Source organism: Nitrincola salilacus (assembly GCF_046271865.1).
GTDB classification, from domain to species: domain Bacteria; phylum Pseudomonadota; class Gammaproteobacteria; order Pseudomonadales; family Balneatricaceae; genus Nitrincola; species Nitrincola salilacus.
In genome coordinates this window covers 3,841,696-3,861,851 of the sequence record NZ_CP176580.1, presented here as the reverse complement: position 1 = coordinate 3,861,851, position 20,156 = coordinate 3,841,696, and the positions used below count along the sequence as shown (strand labels likewise).

General features: G+C 55.0%; 13 protein-coding genes. 7 read left to right on the top strand and 6 right to left on the bottom strand.

The window, feature by feature from the left end:
* Nucleotides 1–14: 14 nt before the first annotated feature.
* The gene (locus tag ACK3CJ_RS17835; protein ID WP_409523559.1) at nucleotides 15–1,022 is read right to left on the bottom strand and encodes a DctP family TRAP transporter solute-binding subunit; all 1,008 of its coding nucleotides are present in this window, start codon (nucleotides 1,020–1,022) and stop codon (nucleotides 15–17) included.
* 299 nt (nucleotides 1,023–1,321) lie between these two features.
* On the bottom strand, nucleotides 1,322–2,521 hold the full coding sequence (gene fdhA / locus ACK3CJ_RS17830; RefSeq protein ID WP_409523558.1) for a formaldehyde dehydrogenase, glutathione-independent: 1,200 nt from the start codon (nucleotides 2,519–2,521) through the stop codon (nucleotides 1,322–1,324).
* Between the two features lie 303 nt (nucleotides 2,522–2,824).
* Between fdhA and ggt the strand changes: the two genes are divergently transcribed.
* Both ggt and ACK3CJ_RS17820 read left to right on the top strand, forming a co-directional pair.
* On the top strand, nucleotides 2,825–4,648 hold the full coding sequence (gene ggt / locus ACK3CJ_RS17825) for a gamma-glutamyltransferase (RefSeq protein ID WP_409523557.1): 1,824 nt from the start codon (nucleotides 2,825–2,827) through the stop codon (nucleotides 4,646–4,648).
* Nucleotides 4,649–4,650: 2 nt separating this feature from the next.
* Nucleotides 4,651–5,577 (top strand): pyridoxal-phosphate dependent enzyme, encoded by a 927-nt coding sequence (locus tag ACK3CJ_RS17820; RefSeq protein WP_409523556.1) that lies wholly within the window; start codon nucleotides 4,651–4,653, stop codon nucleotides 5,575–5,577.
* A gap of 33 nt (nucleotides 5,578–5,610) precedes the next feature.
* Here the strand turns inward: ACK3CJ_RS17820 and ACK3CJ_RS17815 are convergent, their stop codons facing one another.
* The 3 genes from ACK3CJ_RS17815 to ACK3CJ_RS17805 all read right to left on the bottom strand — a co-directional run bounded on the left by ACK3CJ_RS17815 (nucleotide 5,611) and on the right by ACK3CJ_RS17805 (nucleotide 12,554).
* A complete protein-coding gene (locus ACK3CJ_RS17815) occupies nucleotides 5,611–6,531 on the bottom strand; it encodes a transglutaminase family protein (RefSeq protein WP_409523555.1) in 921 nt (306 codons plus the stop codon).
* 37 nt (nucleotides 6,532–6,568) lie between these two features.
* On the bottom strand, nucleotides 6,569–9,151 hold the full coding sequence (locus ACK3CJ_RS17810; protein ID WP_409523554.1) for a circularly permuted type 2 ATP-grasp protein: 2,583 nt from the start codon (nucleotides 9,149–9,151) through the stop codon (nucleotides 6,569–6,571).
* A gap of 85 nt (nucleotides 9,152–9,236) precedes the next feature.
* Nucleotides 9,237–12,554 (bottom strand): DUF2126 domain-containing protein, encoded by a 3,318-nt coding sequence (locus ACK3CJ_RS17805; protein ID WP_409523553.1) that lies wholly within the window; start codon nucleotides 12,552–12,554, stop codon nucleotides 9,237–9,239.
* Between the two features lie 324 nt (nucleotides 12,555–12,878).
* On the opposite strand from ACK3CJ_RS17805, the gene ACK3CJ_RS17800 reads away from it, so the two are divergent.
* The 3 genes from ACK3CJ_RS17800 to ACK3CJ_RS17790 all read left to right on the top strand — a co-directional run bounded on the left by ACK3CJ_RS17800 (nucleotide 12,879) and on the right by ACK3CJ_RS17790 (nucleotide 16,166).
* The gene (locus ACK3CJ_RS17800; RefSeq protein WP_409523552.1) at nucleotides 12,879–14,333 is read left to right on the top strand and encodes a circularly permuted type 2 ATP-grasp protein; all 1,455 of its coding nucleotides are present in this window, start codon (nucleotides 12,879–12,881) and stop codon (nucleotides 14,331–14,333) included.
* Between the two features lie 3 nt (nucleotides 14,334–14,336).
* Entirely contained in the window at nucleotides 14,337–15,314 is a 978-nt protein-coding gene (locus ACK3CJ_RS17795; RefSeq protein ID WP_409523551.1) for an alpha-E domain-containing protein, read from the top strand.
* A 162-nt stretch (nucleotides 15,315–15,476) separates the two neighbouring features.
* Complete coding sequence (locus ACK3CJ_RS17790; RefSeq protein ID WP_409523550.1) at nucleotides 15,477–16,166, top strand: hypothetical protein; 690 nt, start codon at nucleotides 15,477–15,479, stop codon at nucleotides 16,164–16,166.
* A 4-nt stretch (nucleotides 16,167–16,170) separates the two neighbouring features.
* Here ACK3CJ_RS17790 and ACK3CJ_RS17785 read toward each other — a convergent pair whose 3' ends face one another.
* The gene (locus ACK3CJ_RS17785) at nucleotides 16,171–18,234 is read right to left on the bottom strand and encodes a hypothetical protein (RefSeq protein WP_409523549.1); all 2,064 of its coding nucleotides are present in this window, start codon (nucleotides 18,232–18,234) and stop codon (nucleotides 16,171–16,173) included.
* A 61-nt stretch (nucleotides 18,235–18,295) separates the two neighbouring features.
* Here ACK3CJ_RS17785 and ACK3CJ_RS17780 point away from each other — a divergent pair, with 61 nt between their 5' ends.
* The gene (locus tag ACK3CJ_RS17780) at nucleotides 18,296–19,003 is read left to right on the top strand and encodes a UTRA domain-containing protein (RefSeq protein ID WP_409523548.1); all 708 of its coding nucleotides are present in this window, start codon (nucleotides 18,296–18,298) and stop codon (nucleotides 19,001–19,003) included.
* Nucleotides 19,004–19,120: 117 nt separating this feature from the next.
* The gene (locus ACK3CJ_RS17775) at nucleotides 19,121–20,155 is read left to right on the top strand and encodes a putative 2-aminoethylphosphonate ABC transporter substrate-binding protein (protein ID WP_409523547.1); all 1,035 of its coding nucleotides are present in this window, start codon (nucleotides 19,121–19,123) and stop codon (nucleotides 20,153–20,155) included.
* The last annotated feature ends 1 nt before the right edge of the window (nucleotide 20,156 follow it).

The following is a 20,156-nucleotide window of genomic DNA, read 5'->3' as shown; positions in this document are numbered from 1 at the left end:
TTCAGCAGTTGGAATCAGCGGGCATCGATGGCTGCTTTAGCCGTATTCACCAGTTCTTCGCCGATACGAGGAACCCACTTTTCATAGACCTCAGCGGTTGCAGCGACAAATGCAGCATGCTGCTCAGGTGTCAGCTCGGTGACCTCTACGCCACGTTCCTTGATGGTTGCCAGCGTTGCACTGAGTTCGGCGCGTGATTTGGCAATTTCCCAGGCACCAGCTTCTACAGCGGCTTCACGCAGAATCGTCTGATCCTCCTCGGAGAGAGAGTTCCAGACACGCTGATTGACACCGAACACTAGTGGGTCGGCCATATAGCGCCACAGGGTCAGGTACTGCTGGCCAACCTGATCGATACGGGCGACATCAAACACCGACAGTGGGTTCTCCTGACCATCGACGGCTCCAGTTGTCAGCGCTGGTTTGGCATCGGCCCAGCTCATTTGAGTCGGGTTAGCGCCCAGTGTATTAAAGGTGTCCAGGAACAGGGGGGAACCAACGACACGAATCTTCAGGCCGTTGAGGTCGCTCGGTTCGCTGATCGCCTTGCGCGAGTTGGAGAGCTCGCGAAAACCATTCTCTCCCCAGCCCAGCGGAATGATTCCGCGCTGCTCAATCGCGGCAAATATCTGTTCACCGGCTTCGCCCTGAGTGATGGAATCGATTGCAGCCTCATCCGGCATCAGAAACGGCAGGGAGAAGAGGTTCAGTTCCGGCACCTGCGGTGACCAGTTGATGGTAGAGGCCACAGCCATGTCGATCAGGCCGCTGCGCATGGCCGAAAATTCGCGCGTCTGATCCCCGGACACCAGCTGGGCATTGGGGTAGACCGTCAGTTTCATACGTCCTTCGGAGCGCTCTTCAACCAGCTCGGCCCATTTGACAGCAGCCTGTCCCCAAGGGAATGCATCCGACAGCACGGTAGAGACAGAAAATTCACGTGTTTCCTGGGCCAGTACGGGAGCAGTGAAACCAACACAGATAGCAGCGGTAAATGCGGACAGGTAAAGCTTGGCTTTCATAAGATATCCTTATTATTTTTGTTCAGTCATTGCAGGCCCGATTTTGAGTCAGTGACCGGACGGCAGATGTCTACTGTTTAATACAGGGCTTTTGAATATAGATGACGACGTGATGTTTTAAAAGTAAAACAAATAAGGACCTTAGTCGACCATGGAGACTGTAAGGTTATAAGGTCATAAAGTTATTAGGAGGGCTTAGAGGGGAGGTTCTGGTTTTTCAGATAATTTTGAAGAGTGGCGGGGTAGCCACTCTTCGTTTTCAATTATTCGTTCTCAATCATTCTTTCCCGTCAGGGATATCAGGCTGCAAACATCTTGTGCGGATCGATAACGAATTTCTTCGCCGCGCCGCCATCGAAGTCAGCATAGCCTTTTGGTGCCTCATCCAGCGAGATCACCTGGACATTGACTGCTTTGGCTATCTGGATGCGCTCAAACAGGATCGCCTGCATCAGCTGACGGTGATATTTCATCACCGGGCACTGGCCAGTATGGAAGGAGTGGGATTTTGCCCAACCCAGACCAAAGCGCAGGCTCAGGCTTCCTTTCTGTGCTGCAGCATCCTTGGCGCCCGGATCTTCAGTCACATACAACCCGGGTATCCCGATCTGGCCACCGGCGCGGGTGATATCCATCATGCTGTTCAAGACGACTGCAGGCTTCTCTTCATGGTGATGATGACCATGGCAGTGAGCCTCAAATCCGACACAGTCAACCGCAGCATCCACTTCCGGTACGCCGAGGATCTGCTCCAGCAGGTCCGGCAGCTCTGCATCCTGACGCAAGTCGATGGTTTCGCAGCCAAAGCTTTTCGCCTGAGCCAGACGCTCCGGAATCATATCCCCGACGATGACGCAGGCAGCGCCAAGCAGCTGTGCAGAAACAGCAGCGGCCAGTCCGACAGGGCCGGCACCGGCGATATACACGGTTGATCCCGGACCTACACCGGCGGTTACGCAGCCATGGAAGCCGGTCGGGAAGATATCCGACAGCAGCGTCAGGTCACGGATCTTCTCTCTGGCTTGATCGGAGTCCGGGAACTTCAGAAGGTTGAAGTCGGCATAAGGCACCATGACATATTCGGCCTGACCACCCACCCAGCCGCCCATATCGACATAGCCATAGGCGGCGCCGGGACGTGCAGGGTTGACGTTCAGACAGATACCAGTTCTGCCCTCCTTGCAGTTGCGGCAGCGACCGCAGGCGATATTGAACGGAACAGACACGATATCGCCGACTTTCAGAAACTCGACATCATTACCACATTCAATGATTTCACCGGTGATCTCATGGCCCAGTACCAGACCGGAGGGGGCGGTTGTACGGCCGCGGACCATGTGCTGATCGCTGCCACAGATATTGGTGGTAAGGACTTTGAGGATGACCCCATGCTGACACTTGCGATTGCCAATCGCCAGTTCAGGGAAGTCGATGGAGCGCACTTCGACATGACCGGGACCTGTATAAACCACACCCCGGTTACCAGTAGAAATAGCCATTGCCTTTCTCCTTTATTTTTTCTCATAGGCAAACATGTGCAAGACTGCACAGATTGACCAAGGTAAGCCTGCACCGACTTATGATCCTGCCTGTCTACGTCTTCGGAGTTGTCAATCACGACACTTTGCACTGATGTGCTGTTATAAAATAACAATACGGCTATTGAAAAAATCAACAGGCATGGCATATCGAATGATCTGAGCTATGATGTGATCTTTAGCCTCATACTGAATTAGCCCTACACTGAATCAGCCCCACACTGAATCAGTCCCGCACTGATTATTTTTCAAGGAGAGAAGAGCATGACTGTTTTCCCATCCATGCATAGCCGTCGCCTCTTGGGCGCATCTGTACTGACATTGCTACTGATAACCGCATCTGGTCAGCTGTTTGCAGATACCGCGTTTCGATATCAGATTCCTGTACAACCGGAGGCTGCTTCCGGCTATCAGGAAAAACCGGGTTGGGCGACCAGCAGTTTTTCCGTCGCGGCAGCCAACCCTCTGGCAACGGATGCCGGTTATCAGATACTCAAGGCAGGAGGGTCTGCCATCGATGCGGCGATTGCCGTGCAGATGGTGCTGACGCTGGTTGAACCCCAATCCAGCGGAATAGGCGGCGGTGCTTTTCTGATGCATTTTGATGGCAGTAAAGTGCTGGCCTATGATGGCAGAGAAACAGCACCTGCCGGGGTGACCGAGTCGCTGTTTCTGGATCAGGACGGAGCACCTCTGAGCTTTATGGACGCTGCGGCCAGTGGTCTGTCGGTTGGGGTGCCGGGTGTGCTTCGTATGCTGGAGGAGGCTCATAGTGCACATGGTCAACTGCCATGGGAGGTGCTGTTCGCACCAGCCATCATTCTGGCTGAAGAGGGATTTGCCGTCAGCCCGCGCCTGCATACCCTGCTGGCGGGCGAAACAGCATTGAAAGCGAATGCCGCGGCAGCTGATTTTTACTACGATACCGATGGTGAGCCTTTGCCGGTCGGTCATCAACTGAAAAATCCGGCGCTGGCCGCCGTGTTAAAACAGATTGCAGAGAAGGGTAGTAAGGCCTTCTATACTGGAGGTGTAGCGTTGGATCTGGTGCAGCAGGTGCAGCAGCATCCTGTCTACCCCGGCAGCATGACAGAGCAGGACATGGCCGCCTATGAGCCTGTCGTACGTGAGCCATTGTGTACTGACTGGAAAGCCTATCGTGTCTGTGGTTTCCCTCCACCCTCGTCCGGTCATCTGACCATTATGCAGATGTTGGGCGTGCTGGAGCATACCCCTGCCGTAGAAGCTCCCTTGCAAGATGGTTTGCCGAGTGAAGCCTGGTTGCATCAGTTTACCGAGGCCGCGCGTCTGAGTTTTGCGGATCGTGCTCTCTATATTGCCGACCCGGATTTTGTCAGCCCTCCAGGAGGGAACTGGGCCAGTATGCTGGCGCCGGATTACCTGCGTGAGCGAGCTGGCCTGATCAGTGCTACCAGCATGGGGCGTGCGACAGCCGGTGTCCCCGGTCCCTGGCAGGTAAGCTACGCCAGTATGCCGGAGCAGGAGGAGTATGGTACCAGTCATATCAGCATTGTGGATGCTGAGGGTAACGCACTGGCCATGACCACAACCATTGAATCTGCATTCGGTGCCCGGATATTGGCCAATGGAGGTACGGATCTGCCCGGTGGCTATCTGCTGAACAATGAGTTGACTGATTTTTCTTTCCAACCAGCTGATGCTGATGGTGTGCCGATAGCCAACCGTGTTGAGCCGGGTAAGCGCCCACGCTCCAGCATGAGTCCGACACTGGTGTTTGAGCGTGAAGGCGGTGAGCTGGTGGCAAGTCTGGGATCACCCGGAGGTGCGGCGATCATTCACTACACAGCCAGAACGCTGATAGCGATGCTGGATTGGGGATTAAATGCGCAGGAGGCGATCAGCTTGCCTCATGCGCTCAGCTTTAATGGCCCGACCTTCCTGGAAGCCGATCGCTTTCCCGAATCGACCATTGAAGCACTGCGTGCCAGAGAGCATGAAGTGACTGAGAGAGACCTGACCAGTGGTTTACAGGCGATTCAGAAAACGGCCGATGGCTTTTTCAGCGGCGCTGATCCGCGTCGAGAAGGTGTGGTGATGGGGGACTGATCATGCCGTTACACATACAGACCCCATTGCTTGAGTCACGCGCCATACCGCGTCGTGATGGTCAGCGTATCTGGATGAAAATGGAGGCCCTGCAGCCGCCAGGTTCGTTCAAGATTCGTGGTATAGGTTATGCCTGCCAGCTGTATCAGCAGCGCGGTGCACGTCGCTTTATTTCGTCCTCAGGTGGTAATGCCGGAATAGCAGTTGCCTATGCGGGACGTCATCTGGATGTGCCTGTCGTTGTGGTGGTGCCGGAAACGACTTCAGAAAGAGCCAGGCAATTGATTCGGCAGGAGAACGCTGAGCTGGTAGTGTATGGCAGCTCCTGGCAGGAAGCGAATGAGCTGGCGCAGTCAATGCAGAGTGAGGGAGATGCATTTCTGCATCCTTTCGATGACCCTTTGCTCTGGCAGGGGCATGCCAGCATGATCGATGAGGTGGCTGCCAGTGGCCTGCAACCGGATGCTGTGGTGCTTTCGGTTGGCGGTGGTGGTTTGCTTTGTGGCGTGGTCGAGGGGTTGCAACGTAATGGCTGGGGCGGTGTGCCTGTCGTGGCTGTGGAAACTCTGGGTGCTGATTCACTGCATCAATCTCTGCAGCAAAACGCGCGTATTCAGCTACCCGGCATTAGCAGTATTGCGACCTCACTGGGGGCGCGTCAGGTTTGCGAGCAATCACTCATCTTGTCGGAGCGCCATCCCCTGCAGAGTCTGGTGGTATCTGATCACCAGGCACTGCAGGCTTGTGAGCGCTTTCTGGATGACCACCGTATGCTGGTGGAGCCTGCTTGCGGAGCAACACTGGCGCTGGCCTACGAGCAGCAAGACGTACTGGCCGGTTATCGTAATCTGCTGTTGATTGTTTGTGGCGGGGTAACAGCCAGCTACCAACAAATTCAACAGTGGCAGACTGACCATCGGGGATCATAGTAGCAGGCAGGCCCTCAGCTTCAGGTCATCTGATTACTCTGGCGGGTTCTTGCGTTCAGGCGGTACGGGAATCACATCCACCGCCACCTGCAACTGATGCTCTCCACCACCGTTCATCACGCCCTTGAGTGGGGTGACATCGGCAAAATCCCGTCCCCAGCCGAGGGTGATATAGCGCTCGTCGGGTACACTGCCGTTAGTGGGGTCGATATCCAGCCAGCCCCATCCGGGTATATAGGCCGACAACCATGCGTGTGATGCATCAGCCCCGAGCAGTTTTTCCTGACCGGGAGGTGGCAGGGTTTCCATATAGCCACTGATATAACGTGCTGCCAGGCCCAATGATCTCAGGCAACCGATTGCCAGGTGAGCAAAGTCCTGGCATACGCCGCGCCGACTTTCCAGCACCATCTGCAGTGGTGTTGCCAGAGTTGTGAACTCAGGGTCGTAGGTGAATTCATTGAAGATCGCCTGGTTCAGCTCAAGGACGGCCTCCACAAGGGGGCGGTCACGGGTGAAAAAGCGTCGCGAGTAGTCCACCAGATCAAGACTTTGCTGCACAAAAGGCGAGTCCAGAGCAAACAGGCGTGCGCGCATGTTTTCCAGTGATTGTGTCGAACTGACTCTGTGTGCACCGATGGCCAGTTCACGCAGCGCCTGCTCCCAGGAGAGGCTGACGCGCTGATCCGGCAGAGGGCGTGGCAGCGTGGTCAGGTTGCTTCTGACGGTGACATCCAGGCTGTCATGCAGCTCCTGAATTGAGAAGTAAACGACACGATTACCGAAAAAGTCGACACGTTCACGCTGGCGAACCGCCACTGGAGTGATTGTCAGTTCGCTGTTACTGCAGCGCTGCCAGGGCAACTCACGAGGCAGAAGCCGCGCTTCATTATGACTCAGTGTGACAGATCCAGAGTAATCGTAATGGGTGGTATGGCGTAACTGGTATCTCATCTGTGAACTCCGCATCTCAAGTGCAGGAAGCCGCTGCTCAGGCCGAGGTCTGCATGGTGACCAACTGGCGTAAGGCTTCGACATGGCTGAAGTGGGTATGCGAGATGGCATCCGACAGCTCTGACATGGGTTGGATAATCTGATCCAGCAGCTCCGAAAGCGCCGCCCTCGCGCTGGCTGATTTGTCCAGATCCGCAAGCGTGTCAATATCCACCAGATGCAGCACGCTGGTGGCCTGGATCACCAGACGTGTTTCGCGATTACGATAAGGTGTGCTTTCAGGTTGGGGCAGTCGTTCTATCTGGCGGCCCAGCCGTCGCAGCATGTAGCCGACTGAACGCGGGTTGGCCTCATCGAACAGCAGTAGATCCAGAATGGCAGAGGGGTGGAGTTGTGAACGATAGCGGCGGCGATAAACCGTGAAGTTATCAGTCGTTGCCAGCACTACTTCCCATAGCGGAATACCCGGCTTGTCAGCAGTCAACAGGGCCAGTTTCAATAAGGCAAGGCTGAACTGCAAGCGCTCGATAAAACGCCCGATATCCAGAAACCGCCAGCCGTAGTGGTGTGGCATGGTCTCGTTACACAGGCCATAAAAAGCTGCCAGATCCGTGACAACGCCTTCCAGGCTGCGTTGGCCACTCACAGCGCCCTGAACTCTGGGCAAGTCATTGAACTTCTGCCGCATCGCATTGATGGTACGCCAGGCGTCATCCCCCAGATGATCCCTGACTGCGCGGGAGTTGCGCAGAAACAGACTGAACAGCTGCGGCAGTGAGCTGGGATGCTGTTCCGAGAACTGGCTCAGCAACTGATCGCGCATGAACAGAAAGTCTCGGGTGTAGCGGTTGGTGGTATCGCCCGCCACTGCTCCAGATTCAGAATCGGCAGGAGGTTGTTCCAGCTCCAGTGCGGTCAGCAGATCGGGCAGCAGGCTGCTGTCGACCTCGTTCTGATCCTCCTGCAGGAGTCTGGCAAGAGCTTCACGAAGCAGGCGCGAGCGGTTATCGATACGCTCGCCATAGCGGCCCATCCAGAACAGGCTATCGGCAACACGGCAGGGCATGTCCTTGCCGTCACGGGTCATCACGATAGGTCCGATGGCATGGCGCAACAGGCTGATATGCGGTTGAGGTACCGGAGCAATGACCCAGATGTCCTTGACGATATGGCTATCCAGCAATGGCGTACCGGGCTCACCGACCCAGGCCAGACCACCGGGCATCACGCGATACTGTCGCTCGCTGGCCGGCTTCATCAGGTCATCGGGTTCCAGCAGACTGAAGAAGCGCAGGTTTACCGCCTGAGCTTCAAACTGTTGGGTCTTTGGGTTGAATACAGGTGTCATGGCCGCGCGAAGGGCACGCTGGCCCATATACAGGTGTGGCGATTTGAACATTGATTGCCGTAACTGACGTAGCTCCTGCAGCGATAGCATATCCGGGTAGATCACTCGGGTGACATCGCGGATGTCGCGCACTTGCCACTCATCCGGTTGCGACAGTACCGTTTTGATCGCATCCGCACTGCCGCACCAGAGAGTTTCTCGACAGGGCAACAACAGTTGCTCGCCGAGCAGACGCTCACACAGACGTGGCAGGAAGGCCGCCAGTGCAGGATGTTCCAGTATGCCTGTGCCGATCGCATTGGCAATCTCTACTTCACCATTGCGTGCTGCCTGCAGTAAGCCCGGTACGCCGATCAGGGAATCACCACGCAACTCCAGTGGATCACACCAGGGATCGGTGATCTGACGTACGATTACATCCACCTGGGTCAGTCCACCCAGCGTGCGCATCGATACCTGACCGTCGCGCACGACCAGGTCGTCCCCTTCAACCAGTGAGAAGTTCATGTAGTTGGCGAGCCAGGCGTGTTCAAAATAACCGGGGCTGGCAGGGCCGGGCGAGAGCAGCACGATATTGGGCTCATCCCGCTGCGAGCGAGCCATGCCGGCAAGACAACGGTGCTGTGCCTGCAGAAAACCGGCGAGGCGTTTCAGGGGGGCATCGCGATACAGACTAGGCAGGGCACGGGCAAGGGTGATGCGATTTTCAAGGGCATAGCCGGCACCGGCAGGCGACTGAGTCCAGTCGCCGAGCACTTGCCATTGCCCCTGATGATCGCGAATCAGATCCGTGCCATGCAAAATCAGCAGTGGTCTGTCACCATAGCTGTCTGCTGCACCAAACAGAAAGTTGGGGTGCCCATAGATCAGTTCGGCGGGGAGAAGTCCCTCATCCACGACGCGACGTTCACCATAGAGATCCTCCACCAGCAGCTCCAACAGACGGCTGCGTTGCTTCAGGCCTTTCTCCAGGCTCTCCCACTCCTCTGTGCCGATGACAAAAGGCAAACAATCAAGCTGCCATGAGCGAAGCTTGCCTGGATCATCTTCGTAGGTGTTGAAAGTCACACCGTTCTCATGCAACAGGTTCTGGACCTCTTCGGAGCGCTGACTCAATACCTCCGGCCCCAATGCTCCTAGCTCGCTCAGCACCGCTTTCCAGGGCGAGCGTACCAGTTGCTCCGGCGAAAAAAGCTCATCATGAGCATCGTGTTGGGGATAACTCTCCAGCAGGGGGCGCAGCTCAGGTGGCAGAAGGGCCGGATTGAACATGATCAGATACCAAAGTCAATTCAGCCGGGGCCTCCGGCTGTTTTTAGAACGTGACAAAGTGTTGATTATAAACCTGTACCAGCGTTTATCTCATGCCGGGTGGACGGCGAAGATCCAGTGTGTGCGGATATTCGTAGCTCACCTCTTCATGTGCAACGTGGATAGTGTCATGACTGTGGCCTTCGGTCCAGAAGCGCGTTAAGCGTCGTGCTTCCGCTTCATTGGAGTTCACCGGGAAGGTGTCGTAGTTGCGACCTGCCGGATGCACTACATGGTAGGTACAGCCACCGAGTGAGCGGTTATTCCAGGTATCGATCAGGTCAAATGCCAGTGGTGCATGAACCGGGATCAGGGGGTGCAGGGCAGAGGAGGGTTGCCAGGCTCGATAGCGCACCCCCGCCACCGCCTCGTTACTGCGGCCGGTTCCTGTCAGGGGTACTTTACGTCCATTGCAGGTGACCACGTGGCGGGCCGGATTAAATCCACTGACATGTACCTGCAGCCGCTCCACTGAGGAGTCGACATAACGGGCAGTGCCGCTTCCGCTGACCTCTTCACCGAGTACATTCCAGGGCTCTATTGCCTGGCGCAATTCCAGTCGGGTCTGCTGATAACTGACCTCGCCATAGGAAGGGAATCTGAACTCAAAGAAAGGAGTAAACCACTGAGGATCAAAGTCAAAGCCGTGAGCCCTTAAATCCATCAGGATATCGATCAGATCTTCCCAGATAAAATGCGGCAGCACCCATCGGTCATGCAGGGCGGTTCCCCAACGCACCAGTGGCTTGTTGTAGGGGGCGGCGGCAAAGCGGGCCACCAGTGCTCTGATCAGCAGTTGTTGCATCAGGCTCATGCGTGGGTGAGGCGGCATCTCGAAGCCTCTGAGTTCAAGCAACCCCAGGCGCCCGGTCGGTGAGTCTGGTGAATAGAGCTTGTCGATACAGAATTCGGCACGATGCGTATTGCCGGTGATATCGGTCAGTAGGTGGCGCAGCAGTCGATCAACCAGCCAGGGCTCAGTCACCTCGCCGGCAGGCATCTGTTGCAGGGCGATCTCCAGTTCATAGATCGCCTCGTGACGCGCTTCATCAATGCGTGGTGCCTGACTGGTCGGCCCGACAAACAGTCCGGAAAAAAGATAGGACAGGCTGGGGTGATGCTGCCAGTAGGTGATCATGCTGGCCAGCAGGTCAGGGCGTCTCAGAAAAGGTGAATCCGCCGGAGTGGCGCCTCCTAATGTAATGTGGTTGCCACCACCGGTACCGGTGTGACGACCGTCGAGCATGAACTTCTCTGTGCCCAGACGCGACAGGTGGGCATCTTCGTACACACCTTCGGTTTGCGACACCAGTTCTCGCCAGTTTTTGCCGGGCATGATGTTCACTTCGATCACGCCCGGGTCGGGTGTGATCAGGAATTTCTCCAGACGTGAATCTGCTGGGGGAGCATAGCCCTCAATGCATACCGGCATCTGCAGTGCGGCAGCGGTGTGCTCGATGGAAGCCACGAGATCAATATAATCCTCCAGTTCAACCACCGGAGGCAGAAAGATAAACAGCTTGCCGTCACGCGGCTCAACACACAGGGCAGTATGGAAAACGGCTTCGTCCTCACTATCCAGTGATTGTTCCTGCCAGCACTGTCCCGGTTGCTCATGATGGAAGCCACTTTGACTGTCCAGTGTCTGCCAGTGGCTGAATCGATTGGCAACTTCACCATAGATATCGCTCAGTTCAGAGGGTGTTTCGAACAGTGAACGCGGATGTGAAGTGTCGGCTGTCTGAGTCGGCAAAGAGGTCAGTGGCAGGCGCAGGCCCAGTGGTGAGTCACCCGGCACCAGGAAAAGATAGTCGCGGCGTACCGGCCAGGCACAGGACTGCCAGCGTTTGTTCCTGATATGGCGAGCCAGAGGCAGGGTGTAGCCGGCGACCTCATCCAGTCCACGTTCCAGCAATTTTGCCAGACGTGCGCGCTCCTCATCCGCTTTCAGATCGCTCTGGCGGATGTCCAGATCGATAGACTGCGTCCGCTCCAGCCACAGATAGTAGTAGGCGTCCTCATAGCAGGGCAGCAAGCGTTTGTCGGCAATACCCAAACGCTGAGTCAGTGCGCGGGCAAACTGCTCAGCCTCGGCGATACCCAGGTTGTAGTTCTGTTCAATATCGGCCAGCCAGCGATCATCGTGCCAGAGAGGAGCCTTATCCTTGCGCCAGTAGCAGGCCAGAGCCCAGCGCGGCAGGGGTTCGCCGGGGTACCATTTTCCCTGCTGGAAATGCAGCAGACTGTGGCTGGCAAAGCGCTGGCGCATGCGCTTGAGCAGTGTTTCAGCGCGCTGGAGTTTGGTCGGCCCGAAGGCTGCTGTAGTCCATTCAGGTGCATCCATATCATCGATGGCGACAAACGTGGGTTCGCCTCCCATCGTCAGACGAAGATCCTGCTTTGTCAGTGCCACTTCGACCTGTTCACCGAGGGCATCGATTGCCTGCCATTGGTGGTCGGTATAGGGTTTTGTGACCCTTGGTGTTTCCTGAAAGCGGGTCAGGGTCATGCTGACGTCGAACGTGACTTCGCAGAGTTCGGTTGTACCACTGATCGGCGCTGCACTTGTCGGCGAAGGTGTGGCAGCCAGCGGGATGTGCCCTTCACCTGCCATCAGTCCGGAAGTCGGGTCCAGCCCGATCCAGCCAGCGCCGGGAATGAACACTTCAGTCCAGGCGTGCAGGTCGGTAAAGTCTTTCTCAGGTCCTGGCGCTCCATCCAGCGCTTTGGTATCCGGGGTGAGTTGCACCATGTAGCCTGAAACAAAACGGGCGGCGAGGCCTAGATGCCGGAGGATCTGCACCAGCAGCCAGGCGGAGTCACGACAGGAGCCCTGCTGCAGTTCCAGTGTTTCCTCGGCGCTCTGTACACCCGGTTCCATCCGCAGCAGATAATTCACATCTTGTTCCAGGCGTTGGTTCACGCCGACCAGGAAGTCCACAGTTGCCATCTCCTGAAGACTGACACTATCCACCCAGGTCTGCAGTCGTGGACCCTTTTCGGTGATTTCCAGATAGGGAGCAAGCTCTTTTTTCAGGGATTCGGGATAGCTGAAAGGGAAGTGCTGGGCGTAATCCTCCAGAAAAAAATCAAAGGGGTTGATCACAGTTGCCGGCGCGATCAGTTCGACATCGATATGCAGGTGCTGCATCTTTTCAGGAAATACCAATCGCGCCAGATGGTTGCCGAAAGGATCCTGCTGCCAGTTGATGAAGTACTTTCCACCCGAGACCTTCATTGAGTAGGCCTCGATATGTGTACGGCAATGAGGCGCGGGTTTGAGCCTGACCAGATGTGGCGACAGACTGACCGGACGATCAAAGTCGTAATGTGTGGAGTGCTTCAATGCAACGCGGATTGTCATGCTTGTCACCTGTGGGAGTTGGCGTACCCGTTACTCAGTTATAGAGGTACAGCAATTGATATGCCAGTTGGCTGTACAACAAAAATCGTGCAGAAGGTGTCACAATCAGCTATGTTCTGTCGATGGGTGGTACGTTGTGTACCGCGCCCTTGACTGCATTGCACTTTTGTGGTGCGTTCAGGTAACGATGCCTGGCTTGTTTTGGTGCAAATCTTCCGAGCCAGAGTGGCAAAAAGAGTGCAACACTGCTGTTTGTATCCTTGGTATAGCAATTGCAGTACCCTAACACAGGTCCATACAGTTTTTGGCTTGGGATAGCAAATTATGAGCAAAATAAATTGGAAGCAGTACGCATGTAATGGTTTATATGATGAGTTGATGGCAGCACCCGGAGAGCCACGCCCTGCTGCCAAAATGCTTTGTGAATATCTGGCCCAACTGGATGCCCATGAATTGGCAGAGCATAAATCAGCGGCCGAGATAGCGATTCAGGTGATGGGGATCACCTTCACCGTCTACAGTGAAGGGACGATGATTGATCGTGCTCTTCCCTTCGATATCGTGCCGCGCATCATTCCACTGGATGAATGGCTACGCACGGAGGCGGGGCTGAAACAGCGTGTTCAGGCCCTGAACATGTTCATCAACGACCTCTACCACGATCAGCGGATCATCCGCGATGGTGTCGTCCCGGCTGAGGTTCTGGCCCAGTCAGCAAATTTCCGACCGCAGTGTGTCGGTGTAACTCCGAAACACAATATCTGGGCACATATCTGTGGCAGCGATATCGTTCGCGATGTAGATGGTACGCTTTTCGTCCTGGAAGATAACCTCAGGGTTCCCTCGGGGGTGTCTTACATGCTGGAGAATCGCAACGTCACCAAGCGTGTGTTGCCAGACTTCTTCGCCACCGGCAGGATTCAACCGGTTGATGATTACACCTCGCAACTCTATGAGATGCTCTCCTCCATGTCACCTCGTCCGGGCGATGACCCTCAGATCGTGATATTGACTCCCGGGATCTATAACTCGGCTTATTTCGAGCACGCTTATCTGGCACAACAGATGGGTGTTCAACTGGTCGAGGGCAGTGATCTGCTGGTGGCGGATGATGAGTGTGTCTATATGCGCACGGTGGATGGTCTGCAACGTGTGGATGTCATCTACCGCCGTGTGGATGATATGTTCCTGGACCCTGAAGTGTTCAACAAGGAGTCCATGCTCGGGGTGTCTGGTCTGATGCGGGCCTGGCGTAAGGGCAATGTGGCACTGGTCAATGCACCAGGTGCCGGTGTGGCAGATGATAAGGTGATATATGCCTTTGTGCCAGCCATTATCCGCTACTATCTGGATCAGGAGCCGTTGCTGGCCAATGTGCCGAGCTATCTGTGCATGTATGACAAGGATCGTGAATATGTGCTGGATCACCTGCACGAGCTGGTGGTTAAACCGGCCAACGAGTCCGGTGGCTACGGCATGCTGATCGGGCCTCACGCCAGTAAAAAAGAGCGCAAGGCTTTTGCCGAACTGATCAAGGCCGATCCGCGCAACTACATGGCACAGCCGACGCTGAATCTATCCACATCACCGACGCTTTGTGATCGGGAGATGGAGCCACGCCACATTGATCTACGGCCCTTTATTCTGTCGGGAGAAGACGTTTATGTCACGACCGGCGGTATGACGCGTGTGGCGATGAACAAGGGATCGCTGGTGGTTAACTCTTCGCAGGGTGGCGGCAGCAAGGATACCTGGATAGTCGATATGAAAGGGGAATAAGCGATGTTGTCACGTGTTGCAGAAAATATTTACTGGATGGCCCGCTCCCTCGAAAGAGCTGAAGACACGGCGCGACTGATCAGTGTGAATACTCACTTGCTGCTGGATCTGCCACGAAGCACGACATTGGGTTGGTCTTCACTGGTGGACATTACCGGTAGTGGTGAACTGTTCAATGAACACTATCCGCGCAGTGATGAGGCGAGCGTGTTGAACTTTCTCTGTGCTGATCGTCGTTATCATGGCTCCATCATCTCATCGCTGGCGGCTGCCAGAGAGAATTTGCGTACCACTCGGGATGTGATGCCGCGCGAGATCTGGGAGGAAGTGAACCAGCTTTATCTGAATATCAATGTCATGGTCGAGGCGGGCGTCACTCCACGCAACATAGATCTGTTGCTGAAGCGGGTGATTCGCAGCTGTGAAACGGTCACAGGCTTGATTGAAGGAACGCTCAGCTACACTCAGGTGAGAACTTTCCTGATGATGGGGCGTTTGCTTGAACGGGTCGACATGACGACCCGTATCATTGATGTGCGCTCGGCTAACCTGCTGCCGCGCTCACCGGAAGAGCTGACGCCTTTCGAAAACCTGCAATGGATGAGTGTGCTGAAATCCCTGACCGGGTTCCAGATGTATCGTCAGCATGTGCGGCTGCGTGTGCGTGGACCGGATGTACTGCGCTTTCTGTTGCAGGACAGACGCTTTCCTCGCGCGATAGCCTGCACTCTGGATCGTCTGGCAAAAGAGCTGGATACCTTGCCTCGGCATGACCAGGCGATAGTTGAACTGGAGCGCTGCCGTGAACGGATCGCTCAGGCCCAGGTGTTCAAACTGGCGGCCGAACCGGATCTTCTGCACCACTTTGTGGATGAGATACAGCTGGATATCATCAATATACATGATGCGATCCGACAGAGCTGGTTTGCCTTCCGTGAAGACCCCCAGGCACAGCCGGTGATGCGTCAGGAGCAGAGCTGACTGCTTCGCCTTTCATGACTCGGACCGGTTCTGAGCTGCCAGGTGGCTGCTCAGAACCGGTCTGTTCTGTTACAATCCACCTAATCATCTCCCCCTCAGTTTTCTCTGATTTGATCGACCCCAGGGAAGGTATTTTTTAGTTACAGCTTGAGATTCAGGATCATGCAAAAATCAGATGCCCGTTTGATATACCGTGCTTTTATTCGATTTTTTCTGCTTGTGGCCGCAATGTTGTGGGTACCTCTGGCGGTGATACTCGATGTCGTTGTAATAGGGCATGGCATGCCAGAGGATGGTGTCACCGAGATATCACAAGAAGTTCTTTTACTACTGAGCTTCGGTTTCTTTGCACTGCTGGTATTCAAGCGGTCGCAGAGTCGGGGGTTTTCCATCCTGGTGGCGGGGTTTTTTCTCTGCATGCTGATCCGGGAACTGGATTTCATGTTTGACTCCATTCAGCACGGATTCTGGAAGTACATAGTGTCAGTTATTGTACTGTTGAGTCTGCTGCTCGCGGCGATCTTCAGACACAGTGTTGTGTCGCCGATGGCTAGAGCCACAACATCCGTTGCTTTTCACTATATTCTGACAGGGCTGGTGATCGTGCTGTTCTTCAGCCGAGTCTTTGGTACCGGTACACTCTGGGAAATGGTGCTGGATGATCTCAGCTACACGGCACTGATCAAAAATACGGTTCAGGAAGGAACCGAACTGCTGGGTTATATCCTGATCGCCTGGGGCGCTTTGCACTATTATCGGGAGCAACGCACCATGAAGCAGATGGATCAGCTGCCGGTCATGACGGATCTTGAAGAGGAATCCGTGACAGAAGCTGAGCCTGAGCGAAGATGATGAATCAGGGCTGAAGCGTGTAGCGTAGCCGAATCAACTCATCACCATGGACAAGGCAATCAAAGCCGCTATTGCTCTGAACGCGCACCACATGGCATTGACTGTCCGCCATCTCTTCCCAGTCTGAAAATCCAGTGTCACAGCCATAACGCAAACGACTGACGCTTGCGTGTGTGTTGAGCTGGTTGCCAGTAAGTGACCAGCTTGAGCGTCCTTCAAATACCGGACAGGTTCCACTGCTGTCCTGGTCGGTTTTGATCAGCTCGGCACGACCATCCGCAAAGAGCGTCTCCTGACCATAATCCTGCCAGATACAGCCACTGTCGAGCAGCGACACCGTATAAACACCAGGGATGAAAAGAGGCTCGGGCAAAGGCAGTTTTGTGCCGCGAAGGCGCTGTATGGTCGACAGCCCCTTATCCGTCGTGCGCAATCGGAGACTGGCGTTGAGGTCGCTGAACAGCGCTGTGCGGTCGAGACCCTCCTCCAGCTCCATACATAATCCTTCACCTTCATGTTTCAGGCCATAGGTTATACCCTGCATGCCATTCAACGTTTTTGCAGTCGCATTAATGTCCAGGCTAGCGGATAAAAAGGTGGATTCATGCTGGCTGTCGGCGATCTTTTCAGACCAGCTTTCGGCCTTCGCTCCCTGATACAGCAGCAGATAGTCGCCCTTGATTCGGGCCTGAGTTGTCCAGCCTTCAACGGGTAACTGCAGCACAACCGGGTCTCCTTCAGCAATCATCGGCAGTGGCTTGTCAGGCGAAAGGAGCTGCGCCAGCAGGCTGGCCAGTATCAATGGATTTTTGCTTCGGATGCCAATCAGCAGGTCCATCTCCTGAGGGGCAGCAAGCAGGTCGCTACCGGTATCAAACAGATCAATCACCAACCCATCCACACTCTGTAAGATTGCCGTACCGACTGCAAGCATGGCCGGATTCTGCTGCGATACTGCTTCTCGCAACTCAATCAGCGCCGGGCACTCCCAGGGCTGTTGCACGGTGGTCTGCCACCAGTTCATCAGTACCGGCACCAATTGATCGGTGTTGAAGCCCAGCCCAAGGCTGAACAATGTACGATCCAGTCGACCTACATCGGTGGGCAGCGAGCCCTGCAGCTGCTGGAGTTGAGTTTTCAGCTCCTCGTTGGTCAGCTCCCATATGAACCCGGTGGTTTCATCGAGGCGGCTGTTATCGCTCAGTGCCAGGCGCTTCCCGGCCACCAGTCGGGGAGATTGGCTGATGAAATTCATCCATTCAACTTCACAGATCTCATTGCGGATGAACCCCAACTGCTCCTGTCCATTGTCTGTATAGAGCAACAGTTCCCGGGCCAGCAGATTACGCTCGGCACCCACCAGTGTTTTGGCCAGTTGCTCCAGATGCAGCCAGCCGAGGCTGCCCTCAAAACCATATTCCTGAGCAGTCTGCTTTACCAGATCCGTACTGGCTAATGAGCTTTCGATACTGAGCCCCGACAGCCGAGCCAGCAGGTCAGTCTGCGGCAGTTCCGACGGTGCCAACCCCAGAGCTGCGTTCTCTTGATCAACCCAGATATGGAGATTCCATTGCTGCGCATCACTGTTGTCGAGCGTTGCAGAATTCAGGCTCAAGGTATACAAACGCGCGTCATCAATACTGCTTGTCTGCAAAGGGTAGTCTGTGATCTCGGCCTGATGCTCTATCCATTGCTGCAGCGTTGCGGCTGACTCCAGTTCAATACGAAGAAGCGGCATGATGCCGACATGATATGCAGACAACCAGCCGGATGTGTTGATCCCCAGTTGCTCGGAGGCTGCTGATTCGCCAGCAGCCAGAATACGGCTGCCCTGTTTTATAAGATCCAACAAAAATTGGGATTCAGGTCCATCAGCACCCAATGAGTCGATCAGTGCTTCCAGGTGGAAAGGCTGGGTCAGTGGTGAGACATAATGCAGCAGGCCTGCAGTCTGGCTCTGATAGAAGGCAACACTGTCTTCCGGGATCGCCTGTTGATGAGGGTTGTTGGCATGTAGCGGTACCGAAAGCAGAAGCAGCAGCGTCAAGAGAGTTGCTTTCATGTACATGGATGAGATCCTTTTTTGAATAGAGTAATATCACCAGCCTAATCCAACAGGCTGCCATCTGATGTCTGAAGCACCTTTTTATCTGCAACTGCGTGACCAGCTAGTCATGTTGATCAAGACAGGCGAATTGCCAGCAAGTTCACGCTTGCCGGCAGAACGTGAGCTGGCTGAGCGCTTTTCCACCACCAGAGTGACCCTGCGTCAGGCCCTAGCCCAGCTGGAAAGTGAGGGGCAGATCTATCGCAGTAATCGGCGTGGCTGGTTCGTATCACCCGCGAGGCTCAACTACGAGCCGGTAAAAGATGTCAGTTTCACCCGCTATGTCACAGCGCAGGGACGCACGCCCATGACACAGGTTCTGGGGTTCGAGCATGCTACGGCATCTGCCTCGGTGGCTGCTGCGCTTGAGTTGGCTCCTGGTGACCCGGTCTATTGCTTGCGCAGAAGGCGCTATGTCGATGAACGACTGGTATTGGTGGAGCGTATCTGGCTGAATGCGCAGTATCTGCCAGATCTTGAAAAAGAGCGCTTTGATCGATCGCTTTGGCAGTTGTTCGCGAAGAACTATGGCATTGAACTGACCGACAAAAGCATCTCCATTATCCCCACGGCCCTGACCGGCGAGTTTGCCGATGCGCTGGAGGTCAACAGCGGTTGCCCGGGGCTGCATATCACTCGTATCAGTAAAACGACTGCGGGTCAGGTTGTCGAGTATGATGAAGAGTACTGGCTGCATGATGTGCTGGCCATCAGTGTCAGCAGCCGATAAGGCATATATCCTGTACAGTCATCAAGGTTTCAACAAACCGTCATCGCACTGACACATTTCGCTTGTATCTTCTGGTCTATACCAAATAGTTGATCCTCTTAGACCCGGGAGTGCAATATGAAAGTAACAAACCTGTTTGCCGGCATGATGACGGCCACGACGCTGATCGCGGGTGCCATGATGGTATCCACGGCTGTCTCTGCCACAGAGCTCACTGTCTACACGGCAGTGGAGTCCGATGATCTGCAGAAATATGCGGAGCGCTTTAATCTGGCGCATCCTGATATTCAGATCCGCTGGGTGCGTGACTCCACCGGTGTCATGACTGCGCGCCTGATGGCAGAGAAGGAAAATCCACGTGCTGATGTGATCTGGGGTCTTGCGGCTACCAGTCTGTTGTTACTCGATAACGAAGGCATGCTGCATCCTTATGCGCCAAAAGGTGTTGAAAAGCTGGATCCGAAGTTTATCGATGGTAATGAGACCCCAGCCTGGGTCGGTATGGATGCCTGGGTTGCTGCAATCTGCTACAACACCATTGAAGGCGAACGCCAGGGCGTACCGATGCCAACCAGCTGGGAAGATCTGACCCGTCCTGAGTATGAAGGTCATGTGATCATGCCTAACCCGAGTTCGTCCGGTACCGGATATCTGGATGTGGCCAGTTGGATGCAGCTCTGGGGTGAAGATAAAGCCTGGGAATACATGGACAAGCTGCACAACAATGTCAGCCGTTACACTCATTCGGGTTCAGCTCCCTGCAACCTGGCGGGTTCAGGTGAAGCGGTGGTAGGTGTTTCCTTTGCGTTTCGTGCTGCACGTCTGAAATCTCAGGGTGCGCCGGTTGAGGTGGTTTTCCCGAGCGAAGGGCTGGGTTGGGATATGGAGGCTGCAGCAATTGTCAACGGCACCAAAAATCTGGAAGCAGCGAAAACTCTGATGGATTGGGCGGTGAGCCAGGATGCCAATGAGCTGTACAACGAAGGTTATGCTGTAGTGGCGATGCCGGGTGTTGCCAAGCCGATCGAAAACTACCCTGCTGATATCGTTGAACGCATGATCGATAACGACTTCGGTTGGGCCGCAGTCAACCGCGACCGCATCCTGCAGGAATGGACGCGTCGTTATGATGGCAAAACGGAAGCGCGTTGAT

What these genes read in the sequence shown, in the direction of transcription:
- ACK3CJ_RS17780 (WP_409523548.1), top strand. Translation starts at nt 18,296, where the DNA reads ATGTCTGAAGCACCTTTTTATCTGCAACTGCGTGACCAGCTAGTCATG.
- ACK3CJ_RS17790 (WP_409523550.1), top strand. Translation starts at nt 15,477, where the DNA reads ATGCAAAAATCAGATGCCCGTTTGATATACCGTGCTTTTATTCGATTT.
- fdhA (WP_409523558.1), bottom strand. Translation starts at nt 2,521, where the DNA reads ATGGCTATTTCTACTGGTAACCGGGGTGTGGTTTATACAGGTCCCGGT.
- ACK3CJ_RS17815 (WP_409523555.1), bottom strand. Translation starts at nt 6,531, where the DNA reads ATGAGATACCAGTTACGCCATACCACCCATTACGATTACTCTGGATCT.
- ACK3CJ_RS17835 (WP_409523559.1), bottom strand. Translation starts at nt 1,022, where the DNA reads ATGAAAGCCAAGCTTTACCTGTCCGCATTTACCGCTGCTATCTGTGTT.
- ACK3CJ_RS17775 (WP_409523547.1), top strand. Translation starts at nt 19,121, where the DNA reads ATGAAAGTAACAAACCTGTTTGCCGGCATGATGACGGCCACGACGCTG.
- ACK3CJ_RS17820 (WP_409523556.1), top strand. Translation starts at nt 4,651, where the DNA reads ATGCCGTTACACATACAGACCCCATTGCTTGAGTCACGCGCCATACCG.
- ggt (WP_409523557.1), top strand. Translation starts at nt 2,825, where the DNA reads ATGACTGTTTTCCCATCCATGCATAGCCGTCGCCTCTTGGGCGCATCT.
- ACK3CJ_RS17800 (WP_409523552.1), top strand. Translation starts at nt 12,879, where the DNA reads ATGAGCAAAATAAATTGGAAGCAGTACGCATGTAATGGTTTATATGAT.
- ACK3CJ_RS17810 (WP_409523554.1), bottom strand. Translation starts at nt 9,151, where the DNA reads ATGTTCAATCCGGCCCTTCTGCCACCTGAGCTGCGCCCCCTGCTGGAG.
- ACK3CJ_RS17785 (WP_409523549.1), bottom strand. Translation starts at nt 18,234, where the DNA reads ATGTACATGAAAGCAACTCTCTTGACGCTGCTGCTTCTGCTTTCGGTA.
- ACK3CJ_RS17795 (WP_409523551.1), top strand. Translation starts at nt 14,337, where the DNA reads ATGTTGTCACGTGTTGCAGAAAATATTTACTGGATGGCCCGCTCCCTC.
- ACK3CJ_RS17805 (WP_409523553.1), bottom strand. Translation starts at nt 12,554, where the DNA reads ATGACAATCCGCGTTGCATTGAAGCACTCCACACATTACGACTTTGAT.